Origin of the sequence: Amycolatopsis dongchuanensis (assembly GCF_039542405.1) — a bacterium.
In the GTDB taxonomy this organism is placed as follows: Bacteria; Actinomycetota; Actinomycetes; order Mycobacteriales; family Pseudonocardiaceae; genus Amycolatopsis_E; species Amycolatopsis_E sacchari.
In genome coordinates, this window is the sequence record NZ_BAABIB010000035.1 from 24,267 (window position 1) to 47,781 (window position 23,515).

The following is a 23,515-nucleotide window of genomic DNA, read 5'->3' on the forward strand; positions in this document are numbered from 1 at the left end:
CGGTGTCGAGAGAAGACCCCGACGTCATCGACTCGGTCGAGAAGGCCTTCCGGCTGTTGCAGAGTTTCTCGGCCGAGCGCCCCGCGATGACGGTGAGCAGCGCGGCGGCCGCGACGGGACTGACCCGCGCGACGGCCCGCCGGATCCTGCTCACCCTGCAGCGGCTGGGCTTCGCCGAGACGGACGGCCGCGAGTTCCGGCTCACCGCCGGGGTGCTGCGGCTGGGGTACGGCTACCTCGCGGCGCTGCCGTTCTGGGAGCACGCCCAGCCGCACATGCGCGCGTTGTCCGACGAGCTGCGGGAAGCCAGCTCGATGGCCACTTTGGACGGTGGCGAGATCGTCTACGTGGCCAGGGTCCCGGCGCCCCGCTCGATGAGCATCACGCTGAACGTGGGTTCGCGCCTGCCCGCGTACCCGACGTCGATGGGCCGCGTGCTGCTCGCCGCCCTGCCGGACGACGAGCTGCGGTCCTATCTGGACACCGCGGAACTGCGCCGGCTCACCCCGCACACCACGACCGACGCCGGGAAGCTGCGCGCGGAGCTGAGGCGCGTGCGCGAGCAGGGCTACGCCGTCGTGGACGGCGAGCGCGAGGAGGGCGTGCGCTCGGCGGCCGCCCCGGTGCGGGGCTCGGGCGGGCAGGTGCTGGCGGCGCTCAACGTCTCCGCGAACGCCGCCCGCGTCACGCTCGACGAGCTGCGTGACGTCTTCGTGCCGCGCCTGCTGGAAACCGCCGAGGCGATCTCGCGGGACATCGCGGGCCTTCACTGAAAGTCGAAACACCGCGAAGGATTATCCACCAGCAAGCGGCGCAACGACGCCTCGTCGGGGGCGATTTCGGCGAGCAGGTTCACCAGATCGCCGTCGTTGGGCATGAAGCCGTGCGTGTTCGGGTGCGGGAAGTCCGTGCCCCACACGACCCGCTCCGGCGCGTGCTCCGCCAGCAGCCTCGCCAGCACCGCCGCGTCGCCCAGTTCCGGCGGGTGCACGGCGATCCGGTCGGCGCCGCTCAGCTTGACCCACACCGAGCCGGTGTCCAGCAGCCGCCGCAACGCCGTGACGGCCCTGCTGTCCAGCCCCTGCCGCAGGTCCACGCGCGCCATGTGGTCGACGACCACGGGCAGCGGCAGCGCACGCACCATGTCCTCGTGGTCGGCAATGCCGTCCCCCGCCACGTGCAGGGCGATGTGCCAGCCGTAGGGCCGGATCTTGTCCACGATCCCCTGGATCGTCTCGGCCGACGGCGCCGGCCCGAGGTGCGGGGTGAAGTGCAGCCGCGCCCCGCGCACGCCCGCCTCGTGCAACCTCGCGATCTCAGCGTCCGGCGTGTCCGGCCGCACCAGCGCCACCCCGCGGTAGGAGCCCCTCGACAGCGCGTCGAGCAGCGCGGAGTGGTCGGTGCCGTGGCAGGCGGACTGCACGATCACCGCCCGCTCGAAGCCGAGGAACCCGTGCAGCCGCTGGAGATCCTCCAACGGCGCCTCCGGCGGGGTGAACGTCCGGTCCGGCGCGTACGGGAACTTCGCGGTCGGCCCGAAGATGTGGCAGTGCGCGTCGCAGGCACCCGGCGGCAGGGTCAGCGCCGGCCGCTTCGGGTCCGGGTCCGGGCCGGGGCAGGTGGGTTCGGTCATCAGTCGCACCTCGCGGTCATGCCACCGTCGACGACGATCTCCGTGCCCGTGACGAACCGGGCTTCGTCCGAGGCCAGGTACAGCGCGGCGTAGGCGGTGTCCCGGCCGTCGCCCATGAACCCGAGCGGGATGCGGGACTGCCGCTGCGCCAGCAGCGTGTCCACGTCCCCGCCCGCGCGCTGCCCGGCGAGCCGCGCCTCGACCATCGGCGTGTGCAGCTGCCCCGGCACGACGGTGTTGACGCGGATGCCGTCGGCGGCGTGCTGCACGGCGGTCACCTTGGACAACTGGATGATGCCCGCCTTCGCGGACGCGTAGCCGACCTGCGGTGAGCCGGTGAAGCGCGTGCCGGACGTGGACGCAGTGTTCACGATCGCCCCGCCGCCCTGGGCCTTCATCACCGGGATCACGTGCTTGCACGTCAGGAACACGCTGGTCAGGTTGTAGTCCAGCTGTGACTGCCAGTCCTGCTCGCTCAGCTCGACCGGACCGCCGGGCCGCGAGCCGCCGACGTTGTTGACCAGGATGTCCACCCGGCCGAACTCCGCGCGGCAGGCTTCGACCATCCCCGCCACCGCCGCGCTGTCGGTGACGTCGCAGAGGTGCGTGCTGATGGTGCCTTCGACCATGCCCACCGTCTCGGCCAGCGCGTCCGGGTTGAGGTCCACGGCGAAGACCTTCGCCCCCTCGCGCGCGAACAACACCGCCGCCGCACGCCCGTTGCCCCAGCCGGGGCCGACGCTCCCCGCGCCGGTGATGATCGCGACCTTGCCGTCGAGCCTGCCCGTCACCGCCCGACCTCCAGCGCGACGAGGAACCGGGACACCATGTTGTAGGCGGCGACCGTGACCGTCAGCTCCACGACCTGCTGCTCGTCGAAGTGCTCGCCCAGCGCCCGGAACAGCTCCTCGGGCACGGTGACGTCGCGGGTCATCGCGTCGGTGTAGGCGAGCGCGGCCCGCTGCCGCGCGTCGAGCACCGACACGTCCCCGCCGGTGCGCAGCGCGCCGATCTGCTCGACGCCCAGCCCCTCGTCCTTCGCGACGGGCTCGTGCGCGGACCACTCGTACTCGGCGCCGTTGAGCTCGGCGACGCGCAGGATCGCCAGCTCACGGACGTCCCCGGGCAGCGTGGAAGCCCCGCGGATGGCGCCGAGCAGGCTGTTCCAGCCGTCCGCGAACGGCGGGCTGTGCAGCAGCACGCCGTCCAGCGGGGTCAGCCTGCCGCCGCGTCGCGCACGGATGCGCTCGGCGACCTCGCCGCCCTCGGCCACGTAGTCGAGCCTTGCCAATTTCCCACTCCTTTTCAGGCCGCGGGCACGGTTTCCGGCGCGCCCGCGGGTTGTTGACCGGACAGCACCTTCCGCGCCCGGTCGAGGTCGAACACGCCCTCCCAGCGGCTGACGACGATGCTGCCGAGCATCTGGCCGCACAGGCTGACGAGGCCGCGCATGGTGGACAGGAACCGGTCGATGCCCAGCACGAGCATGATCCCGGCGACGGGCACGGCACCCGTCGTGGACAACGTCGCGGCGAGGATGACGAAGCCCGCGCCCGCGACGCCCGCACTGCCCTTCGACGTCACCATGAACACCGCGAGCAGCCCGATCTGCTGCCACAGCGTCAGGTTCACGTCGAAGGCCTGTGCGATGTAGAGCGACGCGAAGCCCAGGTACAGGCAGACGCCGTCGCCGTTGAAGGCGTAACCGGACGGCACGACGAGCCCGACGATCCGCTTCGGCGCGCCCAGGTGTTCGAGCTTGCGCATCAGCTGCGGCATCACGGCCTCGTAGTTGGCCGTGCCGAGCGTGATCAGCAACTCGTCCTTGAAGTACTTGTACAGCTTGAGGATCCGGATCCCGCACAGCCGCGCCACGACGCCGAACACGACGAGGCAGAACACGATCCCGGTGGCCCAGAACAACACGACGATCCCGCCGAGACTGGCCAGGGTGGACGCGCCGAACTTGCCGGTGGTGTAAGCCATCGCGCCGAACGCGCCGAGCGGCGCCAGGTACATGACGATCTTGACGATGCCGAACAACGCGTCGCTGACGCGTTCGATCCCGCGCACGAGCGGCGCGCCGCGCTCCCCCAGCGCCTTGACCGCGATGGCGAACAGGACCGCGACGAGCAGCACCTGCAGCACGTTGCCCTCGGTGAACGCGCTGACCACGGTCTTCGGGATGATGTTGACGATGAAGTCGTACCAGTGCTGCGACTCGCCGGTCTGCACGTACTGCTGCGCGGTGCCGGACAGCTTGAGCGACCCGGGGTCGGCGTGGATGCCGGTGCCGGGCCGGAACAGGTCCATCACGACGAGCCCGATGATCAGGGCGATCGTGGTGAGCACTTCGAAGTAGACGAGCGCTTTCACGCCGACCCGTCCGACGCTGGTCAGCTCGCCGGCCGACGCGACCCCCGTGACGATCGTGCAGAACACGACAGGCGCGATGAGCATCTGGATGAGCGAGATGAACCCGGTGCCCACGGGTTGCAGCGAGGCGCCCACGCCGGGCGCGACGAAGCCGAGCACCGCGCCCAGGACGATCGCCACCAGGACGGTGACGTAGAGCTTCGTGGTGAAAGCGCTTTTGAGGACTCTTCCGGCCGACATCATCGTCTCCGCTTGTTCGACTGACGCACATCTGCTCGACTGACGAACACATGATGCGCCGTTCGGGTACACCTGGTCAAGGGGCGCCGGGAAAACCGGCCACTTGGACCATCCGAGGTGAATTCCGCTCGGGTCTGGGCATCCCGAAAGGACGGCACCGTGGCCGGCCTGCAGGGGCAGCGCTTTCTTTTCGAGACCGCGCCGCGGAGCCGCAGCCAGTCCGGCCGCCGAGTCCGCGCCCGGCGGTCCCCGAGGGGAAGGAGCGCGCGATGACCCAGCTCATCGTGCTCGGCCTGATCGTCGCAGCCGTCTACGCCATCCAGTGCCTCATCTGGCCCTTCGCCGCCTGCCGCAGCTGCGGCGGCACGGGCAAGCACCGCTCACCGTCCGGAAAGGCCTTCCGCAGCTGCGGGGCCTGCGAGGGCAAGGGCCGTCGTCTCCGGCTGGGGCGGAAGCTGTTCGGCGGGCGGTGAACCGCTTTCAGGGCCGGTCGAGCACGGCGTGCAGGAACTCCCGCGTGCGCTCGTGGTCCGGTTCGGTGAACAGCTTCTCCGGCGGGGCGTCCTCGATGACCTGACCCTGGTCGAACATCATCACGCGGTCCGACACGTCACGCGCGAACTGCATCTCGTGCGTGACGCACAGGAACGTGATGTCCGTGGTCGTCGCGATGTCCTTGAGCACCTTGAGGACCCCGGCGACCAGCTCCGGGTCGAGCGCCGACGTCACCTCGTCCAGCAACAGCACCTCGGGCCGCATGGCCAGCGCCCGCGCGATGGCGACCCGCTGCTGCTGCCCGCCGGACAGCCTGCTCGGGTGCTCGCGGATCTTGTCCGCGAGCCCGACGAGCTCCAGCAGCTCCACCGCGCGCTCCTCGGCGTCCGATTTGGACAGTCCGAGCGCGCGCACCGGCGCCTCGGTGACGTTCTGGAGCACGTTCATGTTCGGGAACAGGTTGAACTGCTGGAACACCATGCCGATCCGTTTGCGCATGCGCCGGAGGTGCTTCTCGCCCGCGGGCACCCACCGGTCGCCCTTCTGCTCGTGCGTGAGGCACTCGCCCCCGACGTGGATGCGGCCGTCGTCGACGCGTTCCAGCGTCATGAGCAGGCGCAGGATCGTCGTCTTGCCCGACCCGCTCGGCCCGATCAGCGTGACGAACTCGCCGGGCGCCACGGAGAAGTCCAGGTCCCGCAGCACGACGTGGTCGCCGAAGCGCTTGACCACGCCGTCGAAGACGATCTCGGGGTCACTGTGCGATGCCAAAACAGCGCTCCAACCATCGGACGAGCAGCGCTGCCGGATAGCTCAGCAGCAGGAACAGGACACCCGCGATCGTCAGCGGCTCGACGAACCGGAACGACGCCGAGCCGACCTCGTAGGCCGCGCCGACGACGTCCAGCACGCTGATCGTGAGCAGCAGCGGGGTCTCCTTGAACATGGAGATCATGTTGTTGCCCAGCGCGGGCAGCACGCGCGGCACGGCCTGCGGCAGGATCACCGCGCGCCACGTCCGCCACGGCGGCAGGCTCAGCGCCCGCGCCGCCTCCCACTGCCCTCGCGGCACGCCCTCGATCCCCGCGCGGTACACCTCCGCGGTGTAGGTCGCGTAGTGCACCCCGAGCCCGATCACCCCCGTCGTCAGCGGGGACATCGTGATGCCGACCGTCGGCAGCACGAAGAACAGGAAGAACAGCTGCACCAGCAACGGGGTGCTGCGGACGAACTCGATGAACAGCCACGTGATCGTGCTGACCACGCGGATGCGGGAACGCCGCAGCAACGCCAGCGGCAGCCCGAGCACGTAGGCCAGCAACGAGCCCAGCAGCGTCGCCTCGATCGTCACCACGAGCCCGTTGAGCACGGAGGGAAGCGCTTCCCAGGCGAAGTTCCAGTCCCACGTCATCGCACACCTGCCTGCAACGCCTTGGTGCGCAACATCCCCCGCCGCTCCACCGGCGTCCGGCCGACGCGTGCGGCCGCGGCCCGTTCCAGCAGCCGCATGCCGAAGGTGATCACGATCGCCAGCACGAGGTAGAACAGCAGCACGAGCGTCCAGATCAGCAGGGCCTGTCCGGTGTGGTTGATCAGCAGCACCCGCCGTGCCTGGTAGGTGATCTCGTGCACGTTGACGATGGTCAGCAGCGCGGAAGCCTTGAGCAGCTGGATGAACAGGTTGTTGAACGGCGGGAGCATCTCGACGACGGCCTGCGGCAGGATCACGCGCCGCATCCGTTGCCACGCCGTGAGGTTCAGCGCGACCGCACCCTCGTACTGCGCCTTCGGCACGGACTGGACCGCGCCGCGCACGATCTCCGCGCCGTACGCGCCGTGGTTCAGCCCGAGCACCAGGATGCCCGCCCACAACGGCATCAGCTGGAACCCGGTGAGGATCGGCAGCACGAAGTAGATCCACAGCAGCTGGACCACTTCGGACGTCCCGCGCCACACCTCGACGTACACCCTGGCCACGAAACGGACGACGAGGAACGGCGACAGCATCGCCAGCCCCGCGACGAACGACAGCAGCGCCGCCACCACGATCCCGCCGACCGTGGCCTCGACCGTCAGGAGCAGACCGTCGGCGATCGTCGAGGCGAAGAAGCCGAGGTTGTCGAACATCCGGTCACTTTCCCGCGCACAGCTGCTCGGTCGTGATGTCCGCGGGTGGCACGTTCGACTCCGCGAAGCCGAACGGTTTGACGATCTGCAGCCACTGCCCGCTCGACTGGAGTTTCTTCAGCTCCGTGTTGAAGGCCGTGCGCAGGTCGTTGTCGTCCTTGCGGAACACGAAACCGCCCGCCTGGATCTGGCGTTTTCCGTTGACCACCGGGATGAACCCGTCGGTGACCTCCAGCGGGGCGCCGGGGTTCTGCGCGACCAGTGCACGCAGGGAGATGTCGGTGAGCGCGCCGCAGTAGGCGCGGTTGGTCAGCAGCGCCTGCAGCAGTTCCGGCTGGCCGTCGTAGGCGTGGATCTTGTCCTTGGGCAGCCCGAGATCGGTGGCGACCTGTTGCTCGACGGTCCCCGACAACACTGCGACGTCGACGCCCTTCGCCTTGGCGTCGTCGAAGTTGCGGACCTGCTGCGGATTTCCCTTCGGTACCAGGAAAGCCGTGGGCGTCACGTAGTCCACATCGGAAAAGGCCGCGTTCTCGCACCGTTTCGGCAGGATCGCCATGCCCGCCGCGACCATGTCGTACTGCCGCGCGTTGAGGGACTGGATCAGCTGGCCGAACTCGACCTGGTCGGCCTGCACGTTCGCGATCCCGATGTTGCGGAACACCGCCTTCGCGACCTCCGGCGCCTCACCGGTGACGACGCCCTTGTCCGTGTAGCCGTAAGGGATTTCGCCGGCGATGCCGACTTTGATGACCCCCACGCTCCGCGCGCTCTGGAGCGTTCCGCCGCTGCCGGAACCGCCCTGGGGCACCTGCGTGCACGCGGCGAGGACCGCCGGTCCGCCCAGTGCCACCGCGCCGGCTGCCGCCGACCGCATGAAGAAATCCCGTCGCGTCCACTCACCGTGCGGCATCATCGCCCCCTTGTCGGTTCGGGTTGTCACCGAACGTAGGTGGAACACCCGTTCAGGTCAGGGGGCGTTACCAGATCGAGATCAAAGCGGCGGATTTCTGGAAAAGCCCGCGGAGCGACCGAGCAGCACCTATCGCCTGATGACCGTGAATTGCCAACCGGATCGAGGCGGTTCACGAAATCCAGGGCGGCCGCCGGCCTGCCCGCATTGGTGCTCGTCTGCGGCGCCACGACCACCACCGCACAAGTGGCTCCGAGGATCGCCTGTACGCCGGGAGCGCTCGCCTACACGGTGGACGCGCGCCCGGCGAACGTCACCGCCGGCGGTCGGGTCAGCTGTGACTCCCCTCCTCGTCCCACGCGACCTGTGCCGTCGGGCAGGGCTGCTCGGCCGCCACGGCGGAGTACACCGACGGTCTCGCCGGGGACCAGGCGTGGCAGGCCCATGCCATCTTCCGCGGCGCCTACCAGGGCGAGGCCTGGAGCCCCGTCATCCACCGGATCGTCGGCAACTGCATCAGCGTGTGATCGCACACCAACCCGAAAACCCCTTCGCGCGGGCAGGCCAGCGGATTAGCGTGGATATCCGTGACGTGGAGTTCTTATGGCACCTACCTGGTGTTCGTCGTACTGGTGGTCCTCGCGCCGGGGCCCGACACGATGGTCACGCTGAAGAACGCGCTGGCGGGCGGCACGCGGGGCGGGCTGCTGGCGGTGTTCGGGATCGCGGTGGGCAACCTGGCGCAGGGCACGGCGGTCGCGCTGGGGCTCGGGACGCTGATCGTGCGCTCACAGCCGCTGTTCACGACGTTGCGCTGGGCGGGCGTGGTGTACCTGTGTTACCTCGGGGTGCAGGCGCTGCGCAGCGCCCGCCGCGGCGACTACGGCATGCTCGACGCGATCGGTTCCCGTGCCAGCGGGTTCCGGCGCTGGCGTGAGGGTTTCCTGTCGAACATCACCAACCCGAAGGTGCTGGCGCTGTACCTGTCCGTGCTGCCGCAGTTCCTCGACCCGGTGCGCTCCACGGCGTGGGACGCGCTGCTGCTGGCCTACACGGTCGCGGTGCTGGGTGCGCTGTGGCTGCTGGTGCTGATGGCGCTCGTGCACCGCGTGCGGGCGTGGCTGCAACGCCGCCGCGTCCGCCGCTCCCTCGACGCGGTGACCGGCAGCGCCCTGATCGGCTTCGGCATCGCACTCGCCGCGGAGGGCTAGAGAGGGCGCGGCGCCATGACCGCGCCCTCGTCCAGGTCCACCAGGCCGCTTCCGCAACCTCACCCGGCACCACCCCGACCGCGGGACGCGGTCAGGAGCGCTCCGGCGCTCCCGAAACCCGCTCGATGCGCGCCCCCAGCCGGTTCAGGTTCTCGACGAAGTGCGGGTAGCCGCGGTCGATGTGGAAGACGTCCCACACCTCCGTCACACCGTCGGCGCACAGGCCGGCCAGCACGAGGCCCGCTCCGGCGCGGATGTCCGACGCCCACACCGGCGCGCTGGACAGCGAATCCACCCCGCGCACGACCGCGTGGTGCCCGTCCGTCCGGGCGTCCGCGCCCAGGCGCTGCATCTCCTCGATGAACCGGAACCTCGCCTCGTACACGTTCTCCGTGATCATCGACGTGCCCTCCGAGATCGCGGACAGCGCCACGGCGAACGGCTGCAGGTCGGTCGCGAAACCCGGGTACGGCAGCGTCACGAAGTCCACCGCCTTCGGCCGTTCCGCCTGCACCACGCGGAAACCCGTGCCGTCGAACGTCGTCACCTCGGCGCCGGCCATGCGCAGCTTGTCCAGCACCAGGTCGAGGTGGTGCGGGTTCACGCCGCGCACGGTGATGTCGCCCCGCGTCATCGCCGCCGCGAACGCCCACGTGGCACCCACGATCCGGTCGCCGATCACGCGGTGTTCCGTCGGGTGCAGCGCGTCCACGCCGTGCACGGTCAGGGTCGATGTGCCGGCGCCCTCGATCTTCGCGCCCATCTCGATCAGCATCGTGCAGATGTCGGCGATCTCCGGCTCGCGGGCCGCGTTGTCGATCACCGTCGTGCCCTCGGCCAGCACCGCGGCCATCAGGATGTTCTCGGTCGCCCCGACGCTCGGGAAGTCCAGCCAGATCTGGGCGCCCTGCAGCTCGTCGGCCTTCGCCACGACGCAGCCGTGCTCGATCGTGCTCGTCGCGCCCAGCGCACGCAGCCCGTTCTGGTGCATGTCCAGCGGCCGCGAACCGATCGCGTCCCCGCCCGGCAGCGCCACGACGGCCCGCTTCAGCCTGCCCACCAGCGGCCCGAGCACGCACACCGACGCCCGCAGCTTGCCCATCGCCGGCGAATCGGCGCGGTGCGACAGCTCGGACGGCGTCGTGATCCGCGCCGTGTCGCCGTCGAGCTCCACCTCGCAGCCGACGCTCCGCAGGACGTCCGCCATCAGGGGGACGTCGAGGATCTGCGGGCAGTTGGTGATCGTCGTGGTGCCCTCGGCGAGCAGCGCCGCGGCCATCAGCTTGAGAACGCTGTTCTTCGCCCCGACGACCTCGACCTCGCCCTCCAGGCGGGCCCCGCCATGCACGTCCCAGTGCTCGCTCATGGCCGTCATCATGCCTCCCCCGGATGCCACCCGATCGGGAGGGCACGCGATAACACACCGCGACAAGATTCAGGCGAAAGTGTGAAACACTACGCGCTTCACGAGCGATAAACGCCTGCTGTGTAACCCGCCCGAGGGAGCGAAGCGCGAGATGGTGGCCCGTCCCACGACCCCCGAGCTACCGACGGTGCACCGCACCGAGATCGACGGCGTACCGGTCTTCTGGCACGACCAACCCGGTCGGCTGAACGCGAGTCTGATCTTCGGCGTGGGCCTCGCGCACGAGACGTTCCTCGAAACGGGCATCACGCACCTCGTCGAACACCTGGCGATGCGCCCGCTGCGCACCAGCCGCTACGACAACAACGCCTCGACCGAGATGCTGCACACCAGCTTCGACGTCGGCAGCAACCCCGCCACCGTCGTCCAGCACCTGCGCCGGATCTGCGACTCGCTGAGCGATCTCGACACCGGCCCGCTCGACCTGGAACGCGGCATCCTGATGGCCGAGGAGCGGACGAGCGAGGGCCCGGGCGTCACGTCGTGGCTCCCCGCGTCGCTGTGGTTCGGCAACCGCGCCTACGGCCTCGCGGGCAACGTCCAGGTCGCCACCGTCCGCGCCAGCGCCGAGGACGTGCGCGCCTGGTGCGCCCGCTGGTTCCACCGCGGCAACGCCGCGCTCGTGCTCTCCGGCCCGCCGCCGGAGGACCTGCGGCTCCCGCTGCCGGACGGGCCTCGCGGCCGGCCGCCCGTGGCCCCGCCGTTCACGCTGCCCACCCCGGCCACGACCACCGTGCCCAACGGCGTCGTCGGCTGCGCGCTGGTGGACTGGACGGCCGCGATGGGCTGCGCCACCGGCGTGCTGATCACCCGCCTGACCGACCGGCTGCGGCACGGGGAAGGCCTCGTCTACGACCTCGGTTTCGACCACCAGATGGTCGACGACCGGCGCGCGGTGCTCGGTTTCGGCACGGACGTGCCCGACAAGCACGCCTCCCGCGTCGTCGAGGCGATCCGCGGGGAGCTGCTCGTGCTGGGCGAGGCCGGGCCCAGGGACGAGGAGCTGGCCGCGGACCGCGACAACCTGGTGGAGCAGCTCACCGAGCGCGAGTTCGCCGAGTACCGCGTGTTCGACGAGGCGATGAGCGAGCTCACGGGCTGGTCGTCGGCCGCGGGGCACCAGAAGGAGGTCCTCGCCGGCGTTGATCCGGACGCGGTCGCGGCCGCGGCACGGGAACTCGCCGCGAACCTCGTGCTGTGCGCGCCGGAGGGCCGCGTTCCGCGTGACCTGCCGGAGCTGCCCGGCAGCCCGCTGACGCCGCCGCAGGGCCGCGAGGTCAAGCGGGCGTTCGTCGGGTCCACCGCGCCGCGCGGCCTGCGGCTCGTGGTCGGCGAGGAGGGCCTGACGTCGTACTACGGCGGCAGCCCGGTGCCGGTCGCCGTGATCCGCTTCGACGACGTCGCGGGGGTGGGCGTCGAGCACACCGACGGGCAGCTGCCGATCCTGCACGTGTCCGGCCTGCACGGCGGCATGATCACCGTGCGCCCCGGCGACTGGCGCGGCGGCAGGGCGCTCGTGCGCGAGCTGCTGTCGCGGTTCCCCGAGGAGGTCCGCTTCGACGCGCCGGACGCGATGCGCTTGTTCGAACAGTCCTAAGGCCAGCCGCTTCCCCACCACCACCCTCAACGGACACGCTCCGCGTGACAGCTACATTCGAGGCATGCCCGTACGCATCAACCGCGTCTACACCAAGGTCGGCGACAACGGCACGACGGCGCTCGGTGACGGCAGCCGCGTCCCGAAGACCGATCCGCGCCTGGCCGCGTATGCGGACGTCGACGAGACCAACTCCGTCATCGGTCTCGCGATCGCGATGGGCAACCTCGGCGAGGAGATCGCGGGCGTGCTGCGGCGGGTGCAGAACGACCTGTTCGACGTGGGTGCCGACCTGTGCGCGCCGGTCGTCGAAAATCCTCCGTATCCACCTCTCCGGATCACCGAGGACTACATCACGCGCCTCGAAGGCTGGTGCGACGAGTTCAACGAGCGCCTGCCGAAGCTGACGTCGTTCATCCTGCCCGGCGGCACCCCGGGCGCCGCCTTCCTCCACCAGGCCCGCACGGTCGCCCGCCGCGCCGAACGCAGCGGCTGGGCCCTCGTCGAGGCCGACGCCGAGCACACCAACGCCCTGGCCGTGAAGTACCTCAACCGCCTGTCCGACCTGCTGTTCATCCTCGCCCGCGCCGCCAACCCCGACGGCGACGTGCTCTGGCAGCCCGGCGGGGCTCCTTAGTTGAGCGGCAGTTCCCAGCGCAGCCCGGGGAACTTCGCGAAGTCGCGGTCCGTGCTCACCCACGTCGCGTCGTTCTCCATGGCCAGCGCCGCGTGGTACGCGTCCGGCACGAGGTTGCCGCGCGCCTCGACCTTGCGGCACAACTCCGCGAAGATGTCCCAGTGCCGCGGGCCCGGCCGGACCGGCACCGCGGCGGGCGCGTGGCGCACGGCCTCGCAGAAGGCCAGCGCCTTGTCCGGGGTGCTGGGCACCCGGAAGACCCGGTGGTTGGTCACCAGCCGCAGCAAGCCGGACAACGCGAGTTCGCTGATCCCCACCGGTTCGATCCCGAGGAGCCGGTGCTCCAGCCACCTCCGGTACTGATCGTGCCCCTCGACGTCCTGCCGGAAGGCGTGGACGAGGACGTTGACGTCAACGATCAGCAAAGGGCACATCCTCATCGAGCAGCGCGGACAGCGCCTCCTTGTCCCCGAGGTCCACGCCGGGGCGCAGGCCACCCTCGCCGTCGACGGGCAGCCGGAACCCGGCCGCCTGCCTCCGTGCGTCGGCCCGCTCCGCCAGCCACACCCGCAGCGCGTCCTCCAGCACGGCGCTGAACGACCTTCCGCTCCGCACCGCCACAGTCTTGGCCTCACGCAGAAGCGCGTCGTCGAGCGTCACCGTGGTTCTCATGACCACATCATAGCATCACCTGGGCGCATCATGATGCATCGGGCAACCTACCTGCGGAAACACGAAGAGCCACCCCGAAAGGGATGGCTCTTCGCAAAGCTCAGCTCGCCCGTGGCAGCCGCCGCCCCGGTGGGGCCGACTCCAGCCAGGACAGGAAGCCCGTCAGCGCACCGGGCCCCATCGCGATCTCGATGGGCTCGTGCCCCTCGGACTCGCACCGCAGCACCGTCGCGTCCGCCGGGACGGCGTACGCCTCCGTGCCCGCGGGATCCCGCCGGTCGGCGATCATCAGGGTTTCCCGCTCGAACACGCGGTCCGGCCCGGTCCGCAGGCTCCACACGCGGTACCAGGCGAACACCTCGGCCTCGTAGCGCGCCATGCCCAGGTGCCAGCCCGCGCGGGCGTTGTCCGGATCCCACCGCAGCGCGACGCTCACGCCACCGCCACGGCGCATCCGCACCCAGCGCAGCCCGTACCAGGCCGCCAGAACGACAAGAGCCAGCAGGAGAACCAGGACAACCACGGCGATCTCCACGGCCGGCTCCCGCTCGTCGCCCCGGTCAGGCCGGCTGGCCGGCCGCTCGCAGGCGGGCGCTCGCCCTCGCCCTCTCCGCCTCGTCCTCGGCGTTGAGCGCGGCCCTCGCCTGCTCGACGTCGATCTCCTCGGCGAGCTCGGCCGACTCGGCGAGCACGCTGACGCGCTCGTGCGTCACGGAGAGGAAGCCGCCGTGCACAGCCGCGTGCACCGTCTCGCCGTCGGTGGTCTCGATCTTGACGATGCCACCCTCGACGAGCTGCCCGAGTACCGGTTCGTGGCCGGGCATGATGCCGATCTCGCCCTCGGTCGTCTGCGCGACCACGAACGTGGCCTGGCCCGACCAGAGGCGGCGCTCGACGGCGACAAGCTCGACGGAAATCTCAGCCACGTAGCTCTCCTTCACCTCGGGCGTCGTACCCGAGTCTAATACGCCCGGATCGGCTGACGAGAACGGCGGGGCCCGCGTCCTCAAAGGACACCTGCCCCGCCGCTCCCGGTCGGGTCACTTCTTGGTGATCTCGCGGTACTTCTTCTCGAGGTCGTCCAGACCACCGATGCCCAGGAACGCCTGCTCCGGGTAGTGGTCGAACTCTCCCTTGGCGATCTTGTCGAACGCCTCGACGGTCTCCGACCGCGGCACCGTCGAGCCCGGCTGGCCGGTGAACTGCTCGGCGACCAGCATGTTCTGCGACAGGAACCGCTCGATGCGGCGGGCGCGCTGCACCGTCAGCTTGTCCTCTTCGGACAGCTCGTCCATACCGAGGATCGCGATGATGTCCTGCAGCTCCTTGTACTTCTGCAGGATCCGGATGACCTCGGAGGCCACGCGGTAGTGCTCCTCACCGACGATCGCCGGGTCGAGGATGGTCGACGTGGAGGCCAGCGGGTCCACCGCCGGGAAGATGCCCTTCTGGAACACCGACCGCGAAAGCTCGGTGGTGGCGTCCAGGTGCGCGAACGTCGTCGCGGGCGCCGGGTCGGTGTAGTCGTCCGCGGGCACGTAGATCGCCTGCATCGAGGTGATCGAGCGGCCCTTGGTCGAGGTGATCCGCTCCTGCAGCTCACCCATCTCGTCGGCCAGCGTCGGCTGGTAACCCACGGCCGAAGGCATGCGGCCCAGCAGGGTCGACACCTCGGAACCGGCCTGGGTGAACCGGAAGATGTTGTCGATGAACAGCAGCACGTCCTGGTTCTTGACGTCGCGGAAGTACTCCGCCATCGTCAGCGCGGACAGCGCGACCCGCATACGGGTGCCCGGCGGCTCGTCCATCTGGCCGAACACGAGCGCGGTGTCGTTGATGACGCCGTCCTCGCTCATCTCCAGGAACAGGTCCGTGCCCTCACGGGTGCGCTCGCCGACCCCGGCGAACACCGAGGTGCCACCGAAGTTCCGGGCGACACGGGTGATCATCTCCTTGATGAGCACCGTCTTGCCGACGCCGGCACCGCCGAACAGGCCGATCTTGCCACCCTGCACGTACGGGGTGAGCAGGTCGATGACCTTGAGGCCGGTCTCCAGCATCTCGGTCTTGCCCTCGAGCTGGTCGAACGCCGGGGGCTTGCGGTGGATGCTCCAGTGCTCGAGGTCCTTGCCGTAGCCCGGCTGGTCGAGGCAGTCGCCCAGCGCGTTGTAGACGTGGCCCTTGACCTCGTCGCCGACCGGGACCGAGATCGGGGCACCGGTGTCGAGCACCTCGGCACCGCGGACGAGCCCGTCCTGCGGGGCCAGCGAGATCGTGCGGACCAGGTTGTCGCCCAGGTGCTGCGCCACCTCGAGGGTGACGGTCTTGCGCAGCTGCTCGAACTCGATCTCGACCTTGAGCGCGTTGTACAGCTCGGGCACCGCGCCGCGGGGGAACTCGACGTCGACGACGGGACCGGCGACGGAGACGATCCGTCCCTTGGTCCGGGTTTCAGTGGTGGTCATCTACTCATCACTTCCTACAGCGGCGAGCGCATCGGCCCCACCGACGATTTCGCTGATCTCCTGGGTGATCTGGGCCTGCCGGGCCTGGTTCGCCAGCCGGGTGTAGGTGTTCACCAGGTCGTTGGCGTTGTCCGAGGCCGACTTCATGGCGGTCCGCCGGGCTGCCAGCTCGGAGGCCGCCGACTCCAGCAACGCCGAGAAGATCCGCGTGTTGATGTACTTCGGCAGCAGGGCCGACAACAGCCGGTCCGCGCTGGGCTCGAACTCGTAGGAGGGCAGCAGGTCCCCGGACTGGGGCTGCTGCTGCTCGTCCTCCTCCGTGTACTCGACCTCCAGCGGGGCCATCCGCTTGGCCGTGGGCACCTGGCTGAGCATCGAGCGGAACTCGGTGTACACGATGTGCACCTCGTCCACGCCGTCCTCGGCCAGGAACGCCTCGGTGAGCGCCCGGCCGGCCTCGGCCGCGTTCTCGTAGTGCGGCTGGTCGGAGAACCCGGTCCAGCTGTCCGCGACCTCGCGGCCCCGGAACCGGTAGTAGTTCAGGCCCTTGCCGCCGATGACGTAGACCGACGGCTCCTTGCCCTCCGAGCGGAGCAGCGACAGCAGCTCCTCGGTGGTCCGCAGCACGTTGGCGTTGTAGCCACCGCACAGACCCTTGTCACTGGTCACCACCAGCACCGCGGCGCGCTTCGGGTTCGGCCGCTCGACGAGGAACGGGTCGTCCAGGTTGGACGCCGCGCTCGCGAGCGCCGAGAGCACCTTCGTGATCTCGGTCGAGTAGGGCCGGGAGGCCTCCACCCGCGCCTGCGCACGGCCGATGCGCGAGGTGGCGATCAGTTCCATCGCCTTGGTGATCTTGCCGATCGATTTGGTCGCCCGGATCTTTGCCCGGAGCTCGCGAAGTTGCGCCATCAGCTATCCGGTCACTTCGTCGGGGCCGGCTTGTTGACCTTGACGGTCTCCTGCCCGACCTTGTCGGCGTCCATCGCCTCGGCCTCGGCCTCGTTCACCAGGCGGCCACCCTCGGAGGTGGTGAAGCCCTTCTTGAACTCGGCGGTGGCGGCGATGACGCGCTCGGCCAGCTCGTCGGTCCACTGACCCTTGTCGCGGATCTCGGCGAGGATGTCGTCGTGCTTGTGCCGCAGGTTCTGCAGCAGCTCGGTGTTGAACCGCGCCACGTCCTCCACCGGGACCTCGTCGAAGTGCCCGTTGGTGCCGAGGAACACGGTGACGACCTGCTGCTCGACCGGGACCGGCGAGTACTGCGGCTGCTTGAGCACCTCGTACAGGCGGACACCGCGGTCCAGCTGGGCACGCGACGTCGCGTCCAGGTCGGAGGCGAAGGCGGCGAACGCCTGCAGCTCCTGGTACTGCGACAGGTCGATGCGCAGCGAACCCGAGACCTTCTTCATCGCCTTGATCTGCGCGTCACCACCGACGCGGGAGACCGAGGTGGTGACGTCGACCGCCGGGCGCTGACCCGAGTTGAACAGGTCGGACTGGAAGAAGCACTGCCCGTCGGTGATCGAGATGACGTTGGTCGGGATGTAGGCCGAGATGTCGTTGGCCTTGGTCTCGATGACCGGCAGCCCGGTCAGCGAGCCGCCACCCAGCTCGTCCGACAGCTTCGCGCACCGCTCGAGCAGCCGCGAGTGCAAGTAGAAGACGTCGCCGGGGAAGGCCTCGCGGCCCGGCGGGCGGCGCAGCAGCAGCGAGATCGCGCGGTAGGCGTCGGCCTGCTTGGACAGGTCGTCGAACACGATCAGCACGTGCTTGCCCTGGTACATCCAGTGCTGGCCCAGCGCCGAACCGGTGTAGGGAGCGAGCCACTTGAAGCCGGCCGAGTCGGACGCCGGGGCCGCGACGATGGTGGTGTACTCCATCGCGCCGTGGTCCTCGAGCGCCTTCTTCACACCCGCGATCGTGGAGCCCTTCTGGCCGACCGCGACGTAGATGCAGCGGACCTGCTTGCTCGGGTCGCCGCTCTCCCAGTTGGCCTTCTGGTTGATGATCGTGTCGACGCAGACCGCGGTCTTGCCGGTCTTGCGGTCACCGATGATCAGCTGGCGCTGGCCGCGGCCGATCGGGGTCATCGCGTCGATCGCGGTGATACCGGTCTGCAGCGGCTCCGACACCGGCTGCCGCTGGACGACCGAGGCCGCCTGCAGCTCCAGTGCGCGCCGGTCGTTCGCCTCGATGTCGCCGAGGCCGTCGATCGGCTTGCCCAGCGGGTCGATGACCCGGCCGAGGAAGCCGTCGCCGACCGGGATGGACAGGATCTGCCCGGTCCGCTTGACCTCCTGGCCCTCTTCGATGGCCTCGTAGTTACCCAGGATCACGACGCCGATCTGGCGCGGTTCCAGGTTCTGCGCGACGCCGAGGATGCCGCCGGGGAACTCCAGCAGCTCGTTGGCCATGGTCGAGGGCAGGCCCTCCACGTGGGCGACGCCGTCACCGGTGTCCACGACGACGCCGACCTCTTCCCGGCTCACGTCGGGTGAGTAACTCGAGACGTAGTTCTCGATCGCGCTACGGATCTCGTCCGAGGAGATCGTCAGCTCCGCCATGTCGTTCCCGCTCTCGCTTCGTTCTTGCCAGTGTCCAAAGTCTGTGTCATCACGGTCGTCACGCCAGCTGCCTGCGCAGTGCCGCGATCCGGCCCGCCGCGCTGCCGTCGATGACCTCGTCACCGACGCGGACGACCAGCCCGCCGACGAGCCGCGGGTCGACCTCCACGTGCAGGGCGATCGGCCTGCCGTAGATGGCCTTCAGCTTCTCGGCCAGCTGCTGTTCCTGCTGCCCGGAGAGCGCGGCCGCGCTGGTGATGTAGGCGACCGAGCGCTCGCGGCGCTCCGCCGTCAGCCGCACCAGCCGGTCGAGCCCGTGCCCGACCCCTCGGCCGGTCTGCCGGGACACGACCTGCTCGACGAGAGCGAGGCTGATGCCACCGGCCTTGCTCCCGAACAGGTCCTTGACCAGCTTGCGCTTGGCCTCGGCAGGTGCCGCCTGGTCGGACAGCGCCTGGTCGAGTTCCGGTTCACCCACCACGATACGGGCGATCCGGAACAACTCGTCCTCGACGGTGTCCAGCGTCCCGGCCTTTTCCGCGCCGGTCAACAGCGCGGAGCGGCCGAGCGACTCCAGACCGTCCAGCAGCTCACGCGGGCTGGACCACCGCTGGCCGACCGCGGTCTCGACCACGCGCAGCGCGGGCCCGGACACCTTGCCGGTCAGCAGCGAGGTGGCCAGCCGACGACGGGCTTCGGGGTCGGAGGAACCGTCACCGAGCGCCCGGCGCAGCCCGATCTCCCTGGTCAGCAGGTCGACCACGGCGAAGAGCTCCGAGCCGAGCGCCTCCGGCTCGGCACCGGACTGGCCGAGCACCTCGTCGAGGGTGCGCTCGGCCGAGTCGAGTGCTTCGCGACTGGCGGCGTGCAGTGTTGCCGGGCTAGTCATGAGCGTCTACTTCCCTGCTCCGTTGGAGGTCCCGAGTTCGGCGAGGAAGCGGTCGACCGTGCCACGGCGCCGGGCCTCGTCCTCGAGGGACTCCCCGACGATGCGGCTGGCCAGCTCGACCGAGTTCCGGCCCAGCTCGGCCCGCAGCTCGGCGACGATCTGCGCCTTCTGCGCCTGCAGCGCGGCGTGACCCTGCGCGATGATGCGCGCGGCCTCGTCCTGTGCCTCGGCACGCAGTTCTTCCTTGATCCGCTCGGCCTCCAGCCGGGCGTCGTCGCGGATCTTGGCGGCCTCGGTGTAGGCGTCCTGGAGCTGGGCCTTGTACTGGGCCAGCGCCTTTTCGGCCTCCGCCTGCGCCTGCTCGGCCTTCTCGATACCGCCTTCGATCTTGGCGGCCCGCTCCTCGTAGAGCTTCTCGAAGCGCGGCACCGCGAACTTCCAGAGCAGCCACAGCAGGATCAGGAAGGCGACCAGGCCGAGGATGATCTCGCTCGGGTGCGGCAGCACCGGGTTCGGCGCCTCTTCCGCCGCGAGGACGATCTGGGTCTTCACCACAACGACTCCTTAAACGTGAGCGGGAAACTCAGGCGTTGGAGGCGATGAAGTAGATGACCAGGCCGATCAGCGCGAGCACCTCGGTAAGCACGAAGGTGGTCCACGCGATACCCATCAGCTTGCCCTGCGCCTCCGGCTGGCGGGCGGTGCCGTTGATGACCGCGGCCCAGATCAGACCCACACCGATACCGGGGCCGATGGCACCCAGCCCGTAGCCGATCGCGGCGAGACCCGGGTTGATGTTCGACGCGGCGTCGGCGGCCTGGGCGAGAACGATGTTGCTCACTTGCTATTCCCTTTCATTCGGTCCGCGGCGACCGCGGATCGGGGCTTTGCGTCTGGTGGTGTTGCTGTCAGTGGTCTTCGGCCAGTGCGGCGCCGATGTAGTTCGCGGACAGGACCGCGAACACGTAGGCCTGGATCACCTGGATCAGCGCCTCGACGAAGGTCATCAGGATCGCGAAGGCCCAGGACACCACCGAGATCGGCTTGAACGGACCGCTCGCGTGGAGCAGGAGGTACTCACCCGCGACGGTGAACACCAGCAGGATCAGGTGCCCCGCGAACATCGCGGCGAAGACTCGGATCGCCAGGGTGAGCGGGTTGAGCACGAACTTCTGCAGGAACTCGATGGGAGTCAGCAGGAAGTAGATCGCCAGCGGCGCCCCGGGCGGGACGGTCGCGTGCTTGAGGTACCCGACGAAACCGTGCCGCTTGAAACCCACGTAGTGGTAGACCGGGTAGACCACGAACAGGGACAGCGCGAGCGGGAAGCCGAAGTGGGACAGCGTCGGGAACTGCAGGATCGGGACGAGCCCGAAGATGTTGTTCACGAGCACGAACGAGAACAGCGCCAGGATGAGCGGCACGAAGGGCCGGAAGTCCTTGGACCCGATCTGCTCGCGGGCGATGCCGTTGCGCGCGAAGTCGTAGATGTACTCGACGGCGAACTGCCCCTTGCCCGGGACGATCTTCAGCTTCCGCGAGCTGATCAGGAAGAACGCGGCGATGATGACCACCGACAGCACGACCAGGATCATCGGCTTGGTGACCCCGCCGAAGATCGGCGGCAGGTTGAAGTCTCCGGCACCGGGGGGCGTGAAGGTGCTGCCCTCGGTCTTTACCAGCGCGCCCAACTGGGCTCCTTCCGGTTCTCCCGGCCGGCGTTCACTCCGCCGGGGGAATCGTCACGATCTGGACTTAACGTACCTGATACGTATCAGGTAGTTGGAAGCGGCTCCCGTGGGTGAACTGGCGGTGAACAGTCAGCCACCGTGGAACCCGACGACGATTCCCGAGGACGGGGACCGGGGAGGACCGTTGCCCGAGGCTCCATCACGATCGCGACAGTGCTGGTCGGGGTTCCGCCATCGGGGAGCGCGGTCGAGGCCCGCCTCCACGGTGCGGACGATACCAGCCGGTATCCGGCTGCCGTACGGCCGTACTCCTTAACGGTCGCCCGCGGGAATGATGGTCGGAATCCGCGTCCGGCGGAATGCGACGAACTCGGCCGCGGCCCACACGACAATGACGGCGAGCATCGTGAACGCCAGCGCTTTCACGTGGAGGAAGCCCACGTGGCGCAGCAGCATCATCACGCCGAGCAGCACCAGGATCTTGAGGATGTAGCCGCCGAGTGAAACGGCCATCACGGCCATCGGCTCCATCGCGGCGGTCTTGCGCATCATCCACAGCGTGACCAGCGAGGACGCGAAGGCCACGGCACCGCCGACGAGCGCGCCGAACAGCCCGGGCAGGCCGACGAGGACGACGGACACCACCGCCCCGATGGCGACGGTGGCCAGGCCAGGCCACAGCGCGCCCCGGTACATCGCGTCCGCGAGCTTGAGCACGGACTGGGCGTGCGGGTTTTCGGTCTCGGTCATCACGTCGCTCCCTGCTGGTTCCTCGACCTCAGTCTAGGGATGACCGAAACGATCGCCGCGAGCACCAGCCCCGCACCCGCGATCCACAGCACCGCGGCCGTATCGAACAGGGTCAGCGAAACGGCACCGAAACCGAGCAGCCCGGCCCACAGGTAAATGAGCAGCACGGCCCTGCGCTGGGAATGGCCGATCTCCAGCAGCCGGTGGTGCAGGTGCATCTTGTCGGCCGCGAACGGGCTCTGGCCGCGCCGCGTGCGGCGGATGACGGCCATCAGCAGGTCCAGCACCGGCAGGAACAGCACCGCGACCACGACCAGCAGCGGGGACAGCAGCGCGAGCGCGTCCGAACCGCCGAACCGGGTGTAGTTGATCTTCCCGGAGGCCGAGGTGGTGGCGCCGGCGAGCATCAGCCCGATCATCATCGAGCCGGAGTCGCCCATGAAGATCTTCGCGGGCTGGAAGTTGTGCGGCAGGAAGCCGAGGCACGCGCCGGCGAGCGTCGCGGCGATGAGGGCCGGCGGGTACGTGCCCACGTCGCCGCCCGCGGAGTTGAGCAGGCCCAGCGAGAACGCGCACGTGGCCGTCGCCGCGATGAACCCCAGCCCCGCGGCGAGCCCGTCGAGGCCGTCGACGAAGTTCATCGCGTTGACCAGCAGGACCACCAGCACGACCATCAGCAGGCTGCCCTGGTTGCTGTCGAGCGTGACGACCGAGCCCAGCGCGTCACCCTCGCCGCCCCACGGCACCCAGAACACGTTCCACTGCACGCCGAAGATGACCAGGATCCCCGCGCACAGCACCTGCCCGGCGAGCTTGGTCCACGCGTCGATCTCGAACCGGTCGTCGAGCGCGCCGATCAGCACGATCACGCCGCCGCCGAGCAGCACGCCGACGGGGTCGAGCGAGTACTCGAACGCGCGGCGCAGCACCGGCAGCTGGTGGGCCATCGCCATGCCACCGGCCACGCCGAGGTACATCGCCAGCCCGCCCATGCGCGGGATCGGGATGACGTGCACGTCGCGGGCGCGGGGGTTGGCGATGGCGCCGGCGCGGATCGCGAACCGGCGCACGAGACCGGTCAGCAGGAAGGTCAGCGTCGCCGAGATGAGCCCGACGAGGATGTACTCCCGGATCGGGAGCCCGGCGGTCGCGATGGGAGTCATCAGGAGCGGGGCGCCACCGGCACGCCGAGCACCTCGGACACGGCCTGCGCGCTCACGGAACCCTCCCGCAGCAGCACCGGCTCGCTGCCGGTGAGGTCGACGATCGTCGAGGGCACCGGCTCACCGCTCGGGCCGCCGTCGAGGTACACCGAGACCGAGTCGCCCAGCTGCTCCTGCGCCTCCTGCGCGGTGGCGGCCGGCGGCTGCCCGGAGACGTTCGCGCTCGAGACGGCCATCGGCCCGACGTCGCGCAGCAGCTCCAGCGCGACCGGGTGCAGCGGCATCCGGAGCATCACCGTGCCGCGCGTGGTGCCGAGGTCCCACTGCAGGCTGGGCGCGTGCGGCAGCACGATCGAGAGGTCGCCCGGCCAGAAGGCCTCGACCAAAGCCCTTGCCTGGGGCGGCATCCCGAGTACGAGACCGTCCACTGTGGACCATGAACCGACCAGCACGCCGACGGGCATGTCCGGACCGCGGTGCTTCGCGCGCAGCAGGGCGCGCACCGCGCCCGCGTCGAAGGCGTCCGCGCCGATGCCGTAGACCGTGTCGGTCGGCAGCACGACCAGGCGGCTCGAACGCACCGCGCTCGCGGCCGCCGCCAATCCCTCCGCCCGCGATTCCGGACGGCTGCAGTCGTACACCGCGCTCATGGCGGGCAGCTTA

28 protein-coding genes are annotated in these 23,515 nt (G+C 69.6%); 5 read left to right on the forward strand and 23 right to left on the reverse strand.

The features are described from left to right. The first annotated feature begins 2 nt into the window (after nucleotides 1–2). A complete protein-coding gene (locus ABFX51_RS06650; protein ID WP_346052784.1) occupies nucleotides 3–773 on the forward strand; it encodes an IclR family transcriptional regulator domain-containing protein in 771 nt (256 codons plus the stop codon). On the opposite strand, the gene ABFX51_RS06655 is transcribed toward ABFX51_RS06650, so the two are convergent. From ABFX51_RS06655 to dctA, 4 genes are read right to left on the reverse strand one after another with little or no spacing between them, the layout of a single operon-like run. Continuing rightward, nucleotides 767–1,633 carry an amidohydrolase family protein gene (locus tag ABFX51_RS06655; RefSeq protein ID WP_346052786.1) on the reverse strand — a complete coding sequence of 289 codons (867 nt, stop codon included), beginning with the start codon at nucleotides 1,631–1,633 and terminating at the stop codon, nucleotides 767–769. The two genes, ABFX51_RS06650 and ABFX51_RS06655, sit on opposite strands and share 7 nt — an antisense overlap. After that, the gene (locus ABFX51_RS06660) at nucleotides 1,633–2,424 is read right to left on the reverse strand and encodes an SDR family NAD(P)-dependent oxidoreductase (RefSeq protein ID WP_346052788.1); all 792 of its coding nucleotides are present in this window, start codon (nucleotides 2,422–2,424) and stop codon (nucleotides 1,633–1,635) included. The genes ABFX51_RS06655 and ABFX51_RS06660 overlap by 1 nt, the downstream gene beginning before the upstream one ends. Then, entirely contained in the window at nucleotides 2,421–2,924 is a 504-nt protein-coding gene (locus ABFX51_RS06665) for a carboxymuconolactone decarboxylase family protein (protein ID WP_346052789.1), read from the reverse strand. The genes ABFX51_RS06660 and ABFX51_RS06665 overlap by 4 nt, the downstream gene beginning before the upstream one ends. A gap of 14 nt (nucleotides 2,925–2,938) precedes the next feature. Next, nucleotides 2,939–4,249 carry a C4-dicarboxylate transporter DctA gene (gene dctA / locus ABFX51_RS06670; RefSeq protein ID WP_346052791.1) on the reverse strand — a complete coding sequence of 437 codons (1,311 nt, stop codon included), beginning with the start codon at nucleotides 4,247–4,249 and terminating at the stop codon, nucleotides 2,939–2,941. Nucleotides 4,250–4,518: 269 nt separating this feature from the next. Between dctA and ABFX51_RS06675 the strand changes: the two genes are divergently transcribed. Continuing rightward, nucleotides 4,519–4,722 carry a hypothetical protein gene (locus ABFX51_RS06675; RefSeq protein WP_346052793.1) on the forward strand — a complete coding sequence of 68 codons (204 nt, stop codon included), beginning with the start codon at nucleotides 4,519–4,521 and terminating at the stop codon, nucleotides 4,720–4,722. A 7-nt stretch (nucleotides 4,723–4,729) separates the two neighbouring features. On the opposite strand, the gene ehuA is transcribed toward ABFX51_RS06675, so the two are convergent. Genes ehuA through ehuB form a run of 4 tightly spaced genes read right to left on the reverse strand, consistent with a single transcriptional unit; the run spans nucleotide 4,730 to nucleotide 7,784 of the window. After that, complete coding sequence (gene ehuA, locus ABFX51_RS06680) at nucleotides 4,730–5,515, reverse strand: ectoine/hydroxyectoine ABC transporter ATP-binding protein EhuA (protein ID WP_346052795.1); 786 nt, start codon at nucleotides 5,513–5,515, stop codon at nucleotides 4,730–4,732. Next, nucleotides 5,499–6,155 carry an ectoine/hydroxyectoine ABC transporter permease subunit EhuD gene (ehuD, locus tag ABFX51_RS06685; RefSeq protein WP_346052796.1) on the reverse strand — a complete coding sequence of 219 codons (657 nt, stop codon included), beginning with the start codon at nucleotides 6,153–6,155 and terminating at the stop codon, nucleotides 5,499–5,501. Before ehuD ends, ehuA begins: the two co-directional genes overlap by 17 nt. Next, nucleotides 6,152–6,871: an ectoine/hydroxyectoine ABC transporter permease subunit EhuC gene (ehuC, locus tag ABFX51_RS06690; RefSeq protein WP_346052798.1), complete on the reverse strand. Its 720-nt coding sequence runs from the start codon at nucleotides 6,869–6,871 to the stop codon at nucleotides 6,152–6,154. The genes ehuD and ehuC overlap by 4 nt, the downstream gene beginning before the upstream one ends. Nucleotides 6,872–6,875: 4 nt before the next feature. Then, the gene (ehuB, locus tag ABFX51_RS06695) at nucleotides 6,876–7,784 is read right to left on the reverse strand and encodes an ectoine/hydroxyectoine ABC transporter substrate-binding protein EhuB (RefSeq protein ID WP_346052846.1); all 909 of its coding nucleotides are present in this window, start codon (nucleotides 7,782–7,784) and stop codon (nucleotides 6,876–6,878) included. A gap of 587 nt (nucleotides 7,785–8,371) precedes the next feature. On the opposite strand from ehuB, the gene ABFX51_RS06700 reads away from it, so the two are divergent. Continuing rightward, nucleotides 8,372–8,995 (forward strand): LysE family translocator, encoded by a 624-nt coding sequence (locus ABFX51_RS06700; RefSeq protein ID WP_346052800.1) that lies wholly within the window; start codon nucleotides 8,372–8,374, stop codon nucleotides 8,993–8,995. A 91-nt stretch (nucleotides 8,996–9,086) separates the two neighbouring features. On the opposite strand, the gene murA is transcribed toward ABFX51_RS06700, so the two are convergent. Next, nucleotides 9,087–10,361: a UDP-N-acetylglucosamine 1-carboxyvinyltransferase gene (murA, locus tag ABFX51_RS06705; RefSeq protein ID WP_091514086.1), complete on the reverse strand. Its 1,275-nt coding sequence runs from the start codon at nucleotides 10,359–10,361 to the stop codon at nucleotides 9,087–9,089. 151 nt (nucleotides 10,362–10,512) lie between these two features. Between murA and ABFX51_RS06710 the strand changes: the two genes are divergently transcribed. Both ABFX51_RS06710 and ABFX51_RS06715 read left to right on the forward strand, forming a co-directional pair. After that, entirely contained in the window at nucleotides 10,513–12,018 is a 1,506-nt protein-coding gene (locus ABFX51_RS06710) for a peptidase M16 family protein (protein WP_091513905.1), read from the forward strand. Between the two features lie 64 nt (nucleotides 12,019–12,082). After that, the gene (locus ABFX51_RS06715) at nucleotides 12,083–12,655 is read left to right on the forward strand and encodes a cob(I)yrinic acid a,c-diamide adenosyltransferase (RefSeq protein WP_346052802.1); all 573 of its coding nucleotides are present in this window, start codon (nucleotides 12,083–12,085) and stop codon (nucleotides 12,653–12,655) included. On the opposite strand, the gene ABFX51_RS06720 is transcribed toward ABFX51_RS06715, so the two are convergent. The 14 genes from ABFX51_RS06720 to ABFX51_RS06785 all read right to left on the reverse strand — a co-directional run bounded on the left by ABFX51_RS06720 (nucleotide 12,652) and on the right by ABFX51_RS06785 (nucleotide 23,502). Continuing rightward, nucleotides 12,652–13,080, reverse strand: a complete 429-nt coding sequence (locus ABFX51_RS06720) for a type II toxin-antitoxin system VapC family toxin (RefSeq protein ID WP_346052804.1) — start codon at nucleotides 13,078–13,080, stop codon at nucleotides 12,652–12,654. The genes ABFX51_RS06715 and ABFX51_RS06720 overlap by 4 nt on opposite strands. After that, complete coding sequence (locus ABFX51_RS06725; RefSeq protein WP_346052806.1) at nucleotides 13,067–13,327, reverse strand: ribbon-helix-helix domain-containing protein; 261 nt, start codon at nucleotides 13,325–13,327, stop codon at nucleotides 13,067–13,069. Before ABFX51_RS06725 ends, ABFX51_RS06720 begins: the two co-directional genes overlap by 14 nt. A 100-nt stretch (nucleotides 13,328–13,427) precedes the next feature. After that, a complete protein-coding gene (locus tag ABFX51_RS06730; protein WP_091513911.1) occupies nucleotides 13,428–13,862 on the reverse strand; it encodes a DUF2550 domain-containing protein in 435 nt (144 codons plus the stop codon). Nucleotides 13,863–13,887: 25 nt separating this feature from the next. After that, the gene (locus tag ABFX51_RS06735; RefSeq protein ID WP_091514088.1) at nucleotides 13,888–14,253 is read right to left on the reverse strand and encodes a F0F1 ATP synthase subunit epsilon; all 366 of its coding nucleotides are present in this window, start codon (nucleotides 14,251–14,253) and stop codon (nucleotides 13,888–13,890) included. 114 nt (nucleotides 14,254–14,367) lie between these two features. After that, nucleotides 14,368–15,792 (reverse strand): F0F1 ATP synthase subunit beta, encoded by a 1,425-nt coding sequence (gene atpD, locus ABFX51_RS06740; protein WP_346052809.1) that lies wholly within the window; start codon nucleotides 15,790–15,792, stop codon nucleotides 14,368–14,370. Continuing rightward, nucleotides 15,793–16,707 (reverse strand): F0F1 ATP synthase subunit gamma, encoded by a 915-nt coding sequence (locus ABFX51_RS06745; RefSeq protein WP_091513916.1) that lies wholly within the window; start codon nucleotides 16,705–16,707, stop codon nucleotides 15,793–15,795. An 8-nt stretch (nucleotides 16,708–16,715) separates the two neighbouring features. Continuing rightward, complete coding sequence (gene atpA, locus ABFX51_RS06750) at nucleotides 16,716–18,359, reverse strand: F0F1 ATP synthase subunit alpha (RefSeq protein ID WP_346052811.1); 1,644 nt, start codon at nucleotides 18,357–18,359, stop codon at nucleotides 16,716–16,718. Between the two features lie 58 nt (nucleotides 18,360–18,417). Beyond that, nucleotides 18,418–19,248 carry a F0F1 ATP synthase subunit delta gene (locus ABFX51_RS06755; RefSeq protein ID WP_091513920.1) on the reverse strand — a complete coding sequence of 277 codons (831 nt, stop codon included), beginning with the start codon at nucleotides 19,246–19,248 and terminating at the stop codon, nucleotides 18,418–18,420. 6 nt (nucleotides 19,249–19,254) lie between these two features. Next, on the reverse strand, nucleotides 19,255–19,803 hold the full coding sequence (locus tag ABFX51_RS06760; RefSeq protein WP_091513922.1) for a F0F1 ATP synthase subunit B: 549 nt from the start codon (nucleotides 19,801–19,803) through the stop codon (nucleotides 19,255–19,257). A gap of 28 nt (nucleotides 19,804–19,831) precedes the next feature. Then, the gene (locus ABFX51_RS06765) at nucleotides 19,832–20,089 is read right to left on the reverse strand and encodes an ATP synthase subunit c family protein (protein ID WP_091513925.1); all 258 of its coding nucleotides are present in this window, start codon (nucleotides 20,087–20,089) and stop codon (nucleotides 19,832–19,834) included. 67 nt (nucleotides 20,090–20,156) lie between these two features. Then, nucleotides 20,157–20,939, reverse strand: a complete 783-nt coding sequence (gene atpB / locus ABFX51_RS06770; protein WP_091513927.1) for a F0F1 ATP synthase subunit A — start codon at nucleotides 20,937–20,939, stop codon at nucleotides 20,157–20,159. Between the two features lie 312 nt (nucleotides 20,940–21,251). Then, nucleotides 21,252–21,689, reverse strand: a complete 438-nt coding sequence (locus tag ABFX51_RS06775) for a Cg1360 family ATP-synthase-associated protein (protein WP_091513930.1) — start codon at nucleotides 21,687–21,689, stop codon at nucleotides 21,252–21,254. Then, nucleotides 21,689–22,852 carry a glycosyltransferase family 4 protein gene (locus tag ABFX51_RS06780; protein ID WP_091513932.1) on the reverse strand — a complete coding sequence of 388 codons (1,164 nt, stop codon included), beginning with the start codon at nucleotides 22,850–22,852 and terminating at the stop codon, nucleotides 21,689–21,691. Before ABFX51_RS06780 ends, ABFX51_RS06775 begins: the two co-directional genes overlap by 1 nt. After that, the gene (locus ABFX51_RS06785) at nucleotides 22,852–23,502 is read right to left on the reverse strand and encodes an L-threonylcarbamoyladenylate synthase (protein WP_091513934.1); all 651 of its coding nucleotides are present in this window, start codon (nucleotides 23,500–23,502) and stop codon (nucleotides 22,852–22,854) included. Before ABFX51_RS06785 ends, ABFX51_RS06780 begins: the two co-directional genes overlap by 1 nt. Nucleotides 23,503–23,515: the final 13 nt, after the last annotated feature.

What these genes read in the sequence shown, in the direction of transcription:
- ABFX51_RS06655 (WP_346052786.1), bottom strand. Translation starts at nt 1,633, where the DNA reads ATGACCGAACCCACCTGCCCCGGCCCGGACCCGGACCCGAAGCGGCCG.
- dctA (WP_346052791.1), bottom strand. Translation starts at nt 4,249, where the DNA reads ATGTCGGCCGGAAGAGTCCTCAAAAGCGCTTTCACCACGAAGCTCTAC.
- ABFX51_RS06675 (WP_346052793.1), top strand. Translation starts at nt 4,519, where the DNA reads ATGACCCAGCTCATCGTGCTCGGCCTGATCGTCGCAGCCGTCTACGCC.
- ehuD (WP_346052796.1), bottom strand. Translation starts at nt 6,155, where the DNA reads ATGACGTGGGACTGGAACTTCGCCTGGGAAGCGCTTCCCTCCGTGCTC.
- ehuC (WP_346052798.1), bottom strand. Translation starts at nt 6,871, where the DNA reads ATGTTCGACAACCTCGGCTTCTTCGCCTCGACGATCGCCGACGGTCTG.
- ehuB (WP_346052846.1), bottom strand. Translation starts at nt 7,784, where the DNA reads ATGCCGCACGGTGAGTGGACGCGACGGGATTTCTTCATGCGGTCGGCG.
- murA (WP_091514086.1), bottom strand. Translation starts at nt 10,361, where the DNA reads ATGAGCGAGCACTGGGACGTGCATGGCGGGGCCCGCCTGGAGGGCGAG.
- ABFX51_RS06710 (WP_091513905.1), top strand. Translation starts at nt 10,513, where the DNA reads ATGGTGGCCCGTCCCACGACCCCCGAGCTACCGACGGTGCACCGCACC.
- ABFX51_RS06715 (WP_346052802.1), top strand. Translation starts at nt 12,083, where the DNA reads ATGCCCGTACGCATCAACCGCGTCTACACCAAGGTCGGCGACAACGGC.
- ABFX51_RS06725 (WP_346052806.1), bottom strand. Translation starts at nt 13,327, where the DNA reads ATGAGAACCACGGTGACGCTCGACGACGCGCTTCTGCGTGAGGCCAAG.
- atpD (WP_346052809.1), bottom strand. Translation starts at nt 15,792, where the DNA reads ATGACCACCACTGAAACCCGGACCAAGGGACGGATCGTCTCCGTCGCC.
- atpA (WP_346052811.1), bottom strand. Translation starts at nt 18,359, where the DNA reads ATGGCGGAGCTGACGATCTCCTCGGACGAGATCCGTAGCGCGATCGAG.
- ABFX51_RS06755 (WP_091513920.1), bottom strand. Translation starts at nt 19,248, where the DNA reads ATGACTAGCCCGGCAACACTGCACGCCGCCAGTCGCGAAGCACTCGAC.
- ABFX51_RS06775 (WP_091513930.1), bottom strand. Translation starts at nt 21,689, where the DNA reads ATGACCGAGACCGAAAACCCGCACGCCCAGTCCGTGCTCAAGCTCGCG.
- ABFX51_RS06780 (WP_091513932.1), bottom strand. Translation starts at nt 22,852, where the DNA reads ATGACTCCCATCGCGACCGCCGGGCTCCCGATCCGGGAGTACATCCTC.
- ABFX51_RS06785 (WP_091513934.1), bottom strand. Translation starts at nt 23,502, where the DNA reads ATGAGCGCGGTGTACGACTGCAGCCGTCCGGAATCGCGGGCGGAGGGA.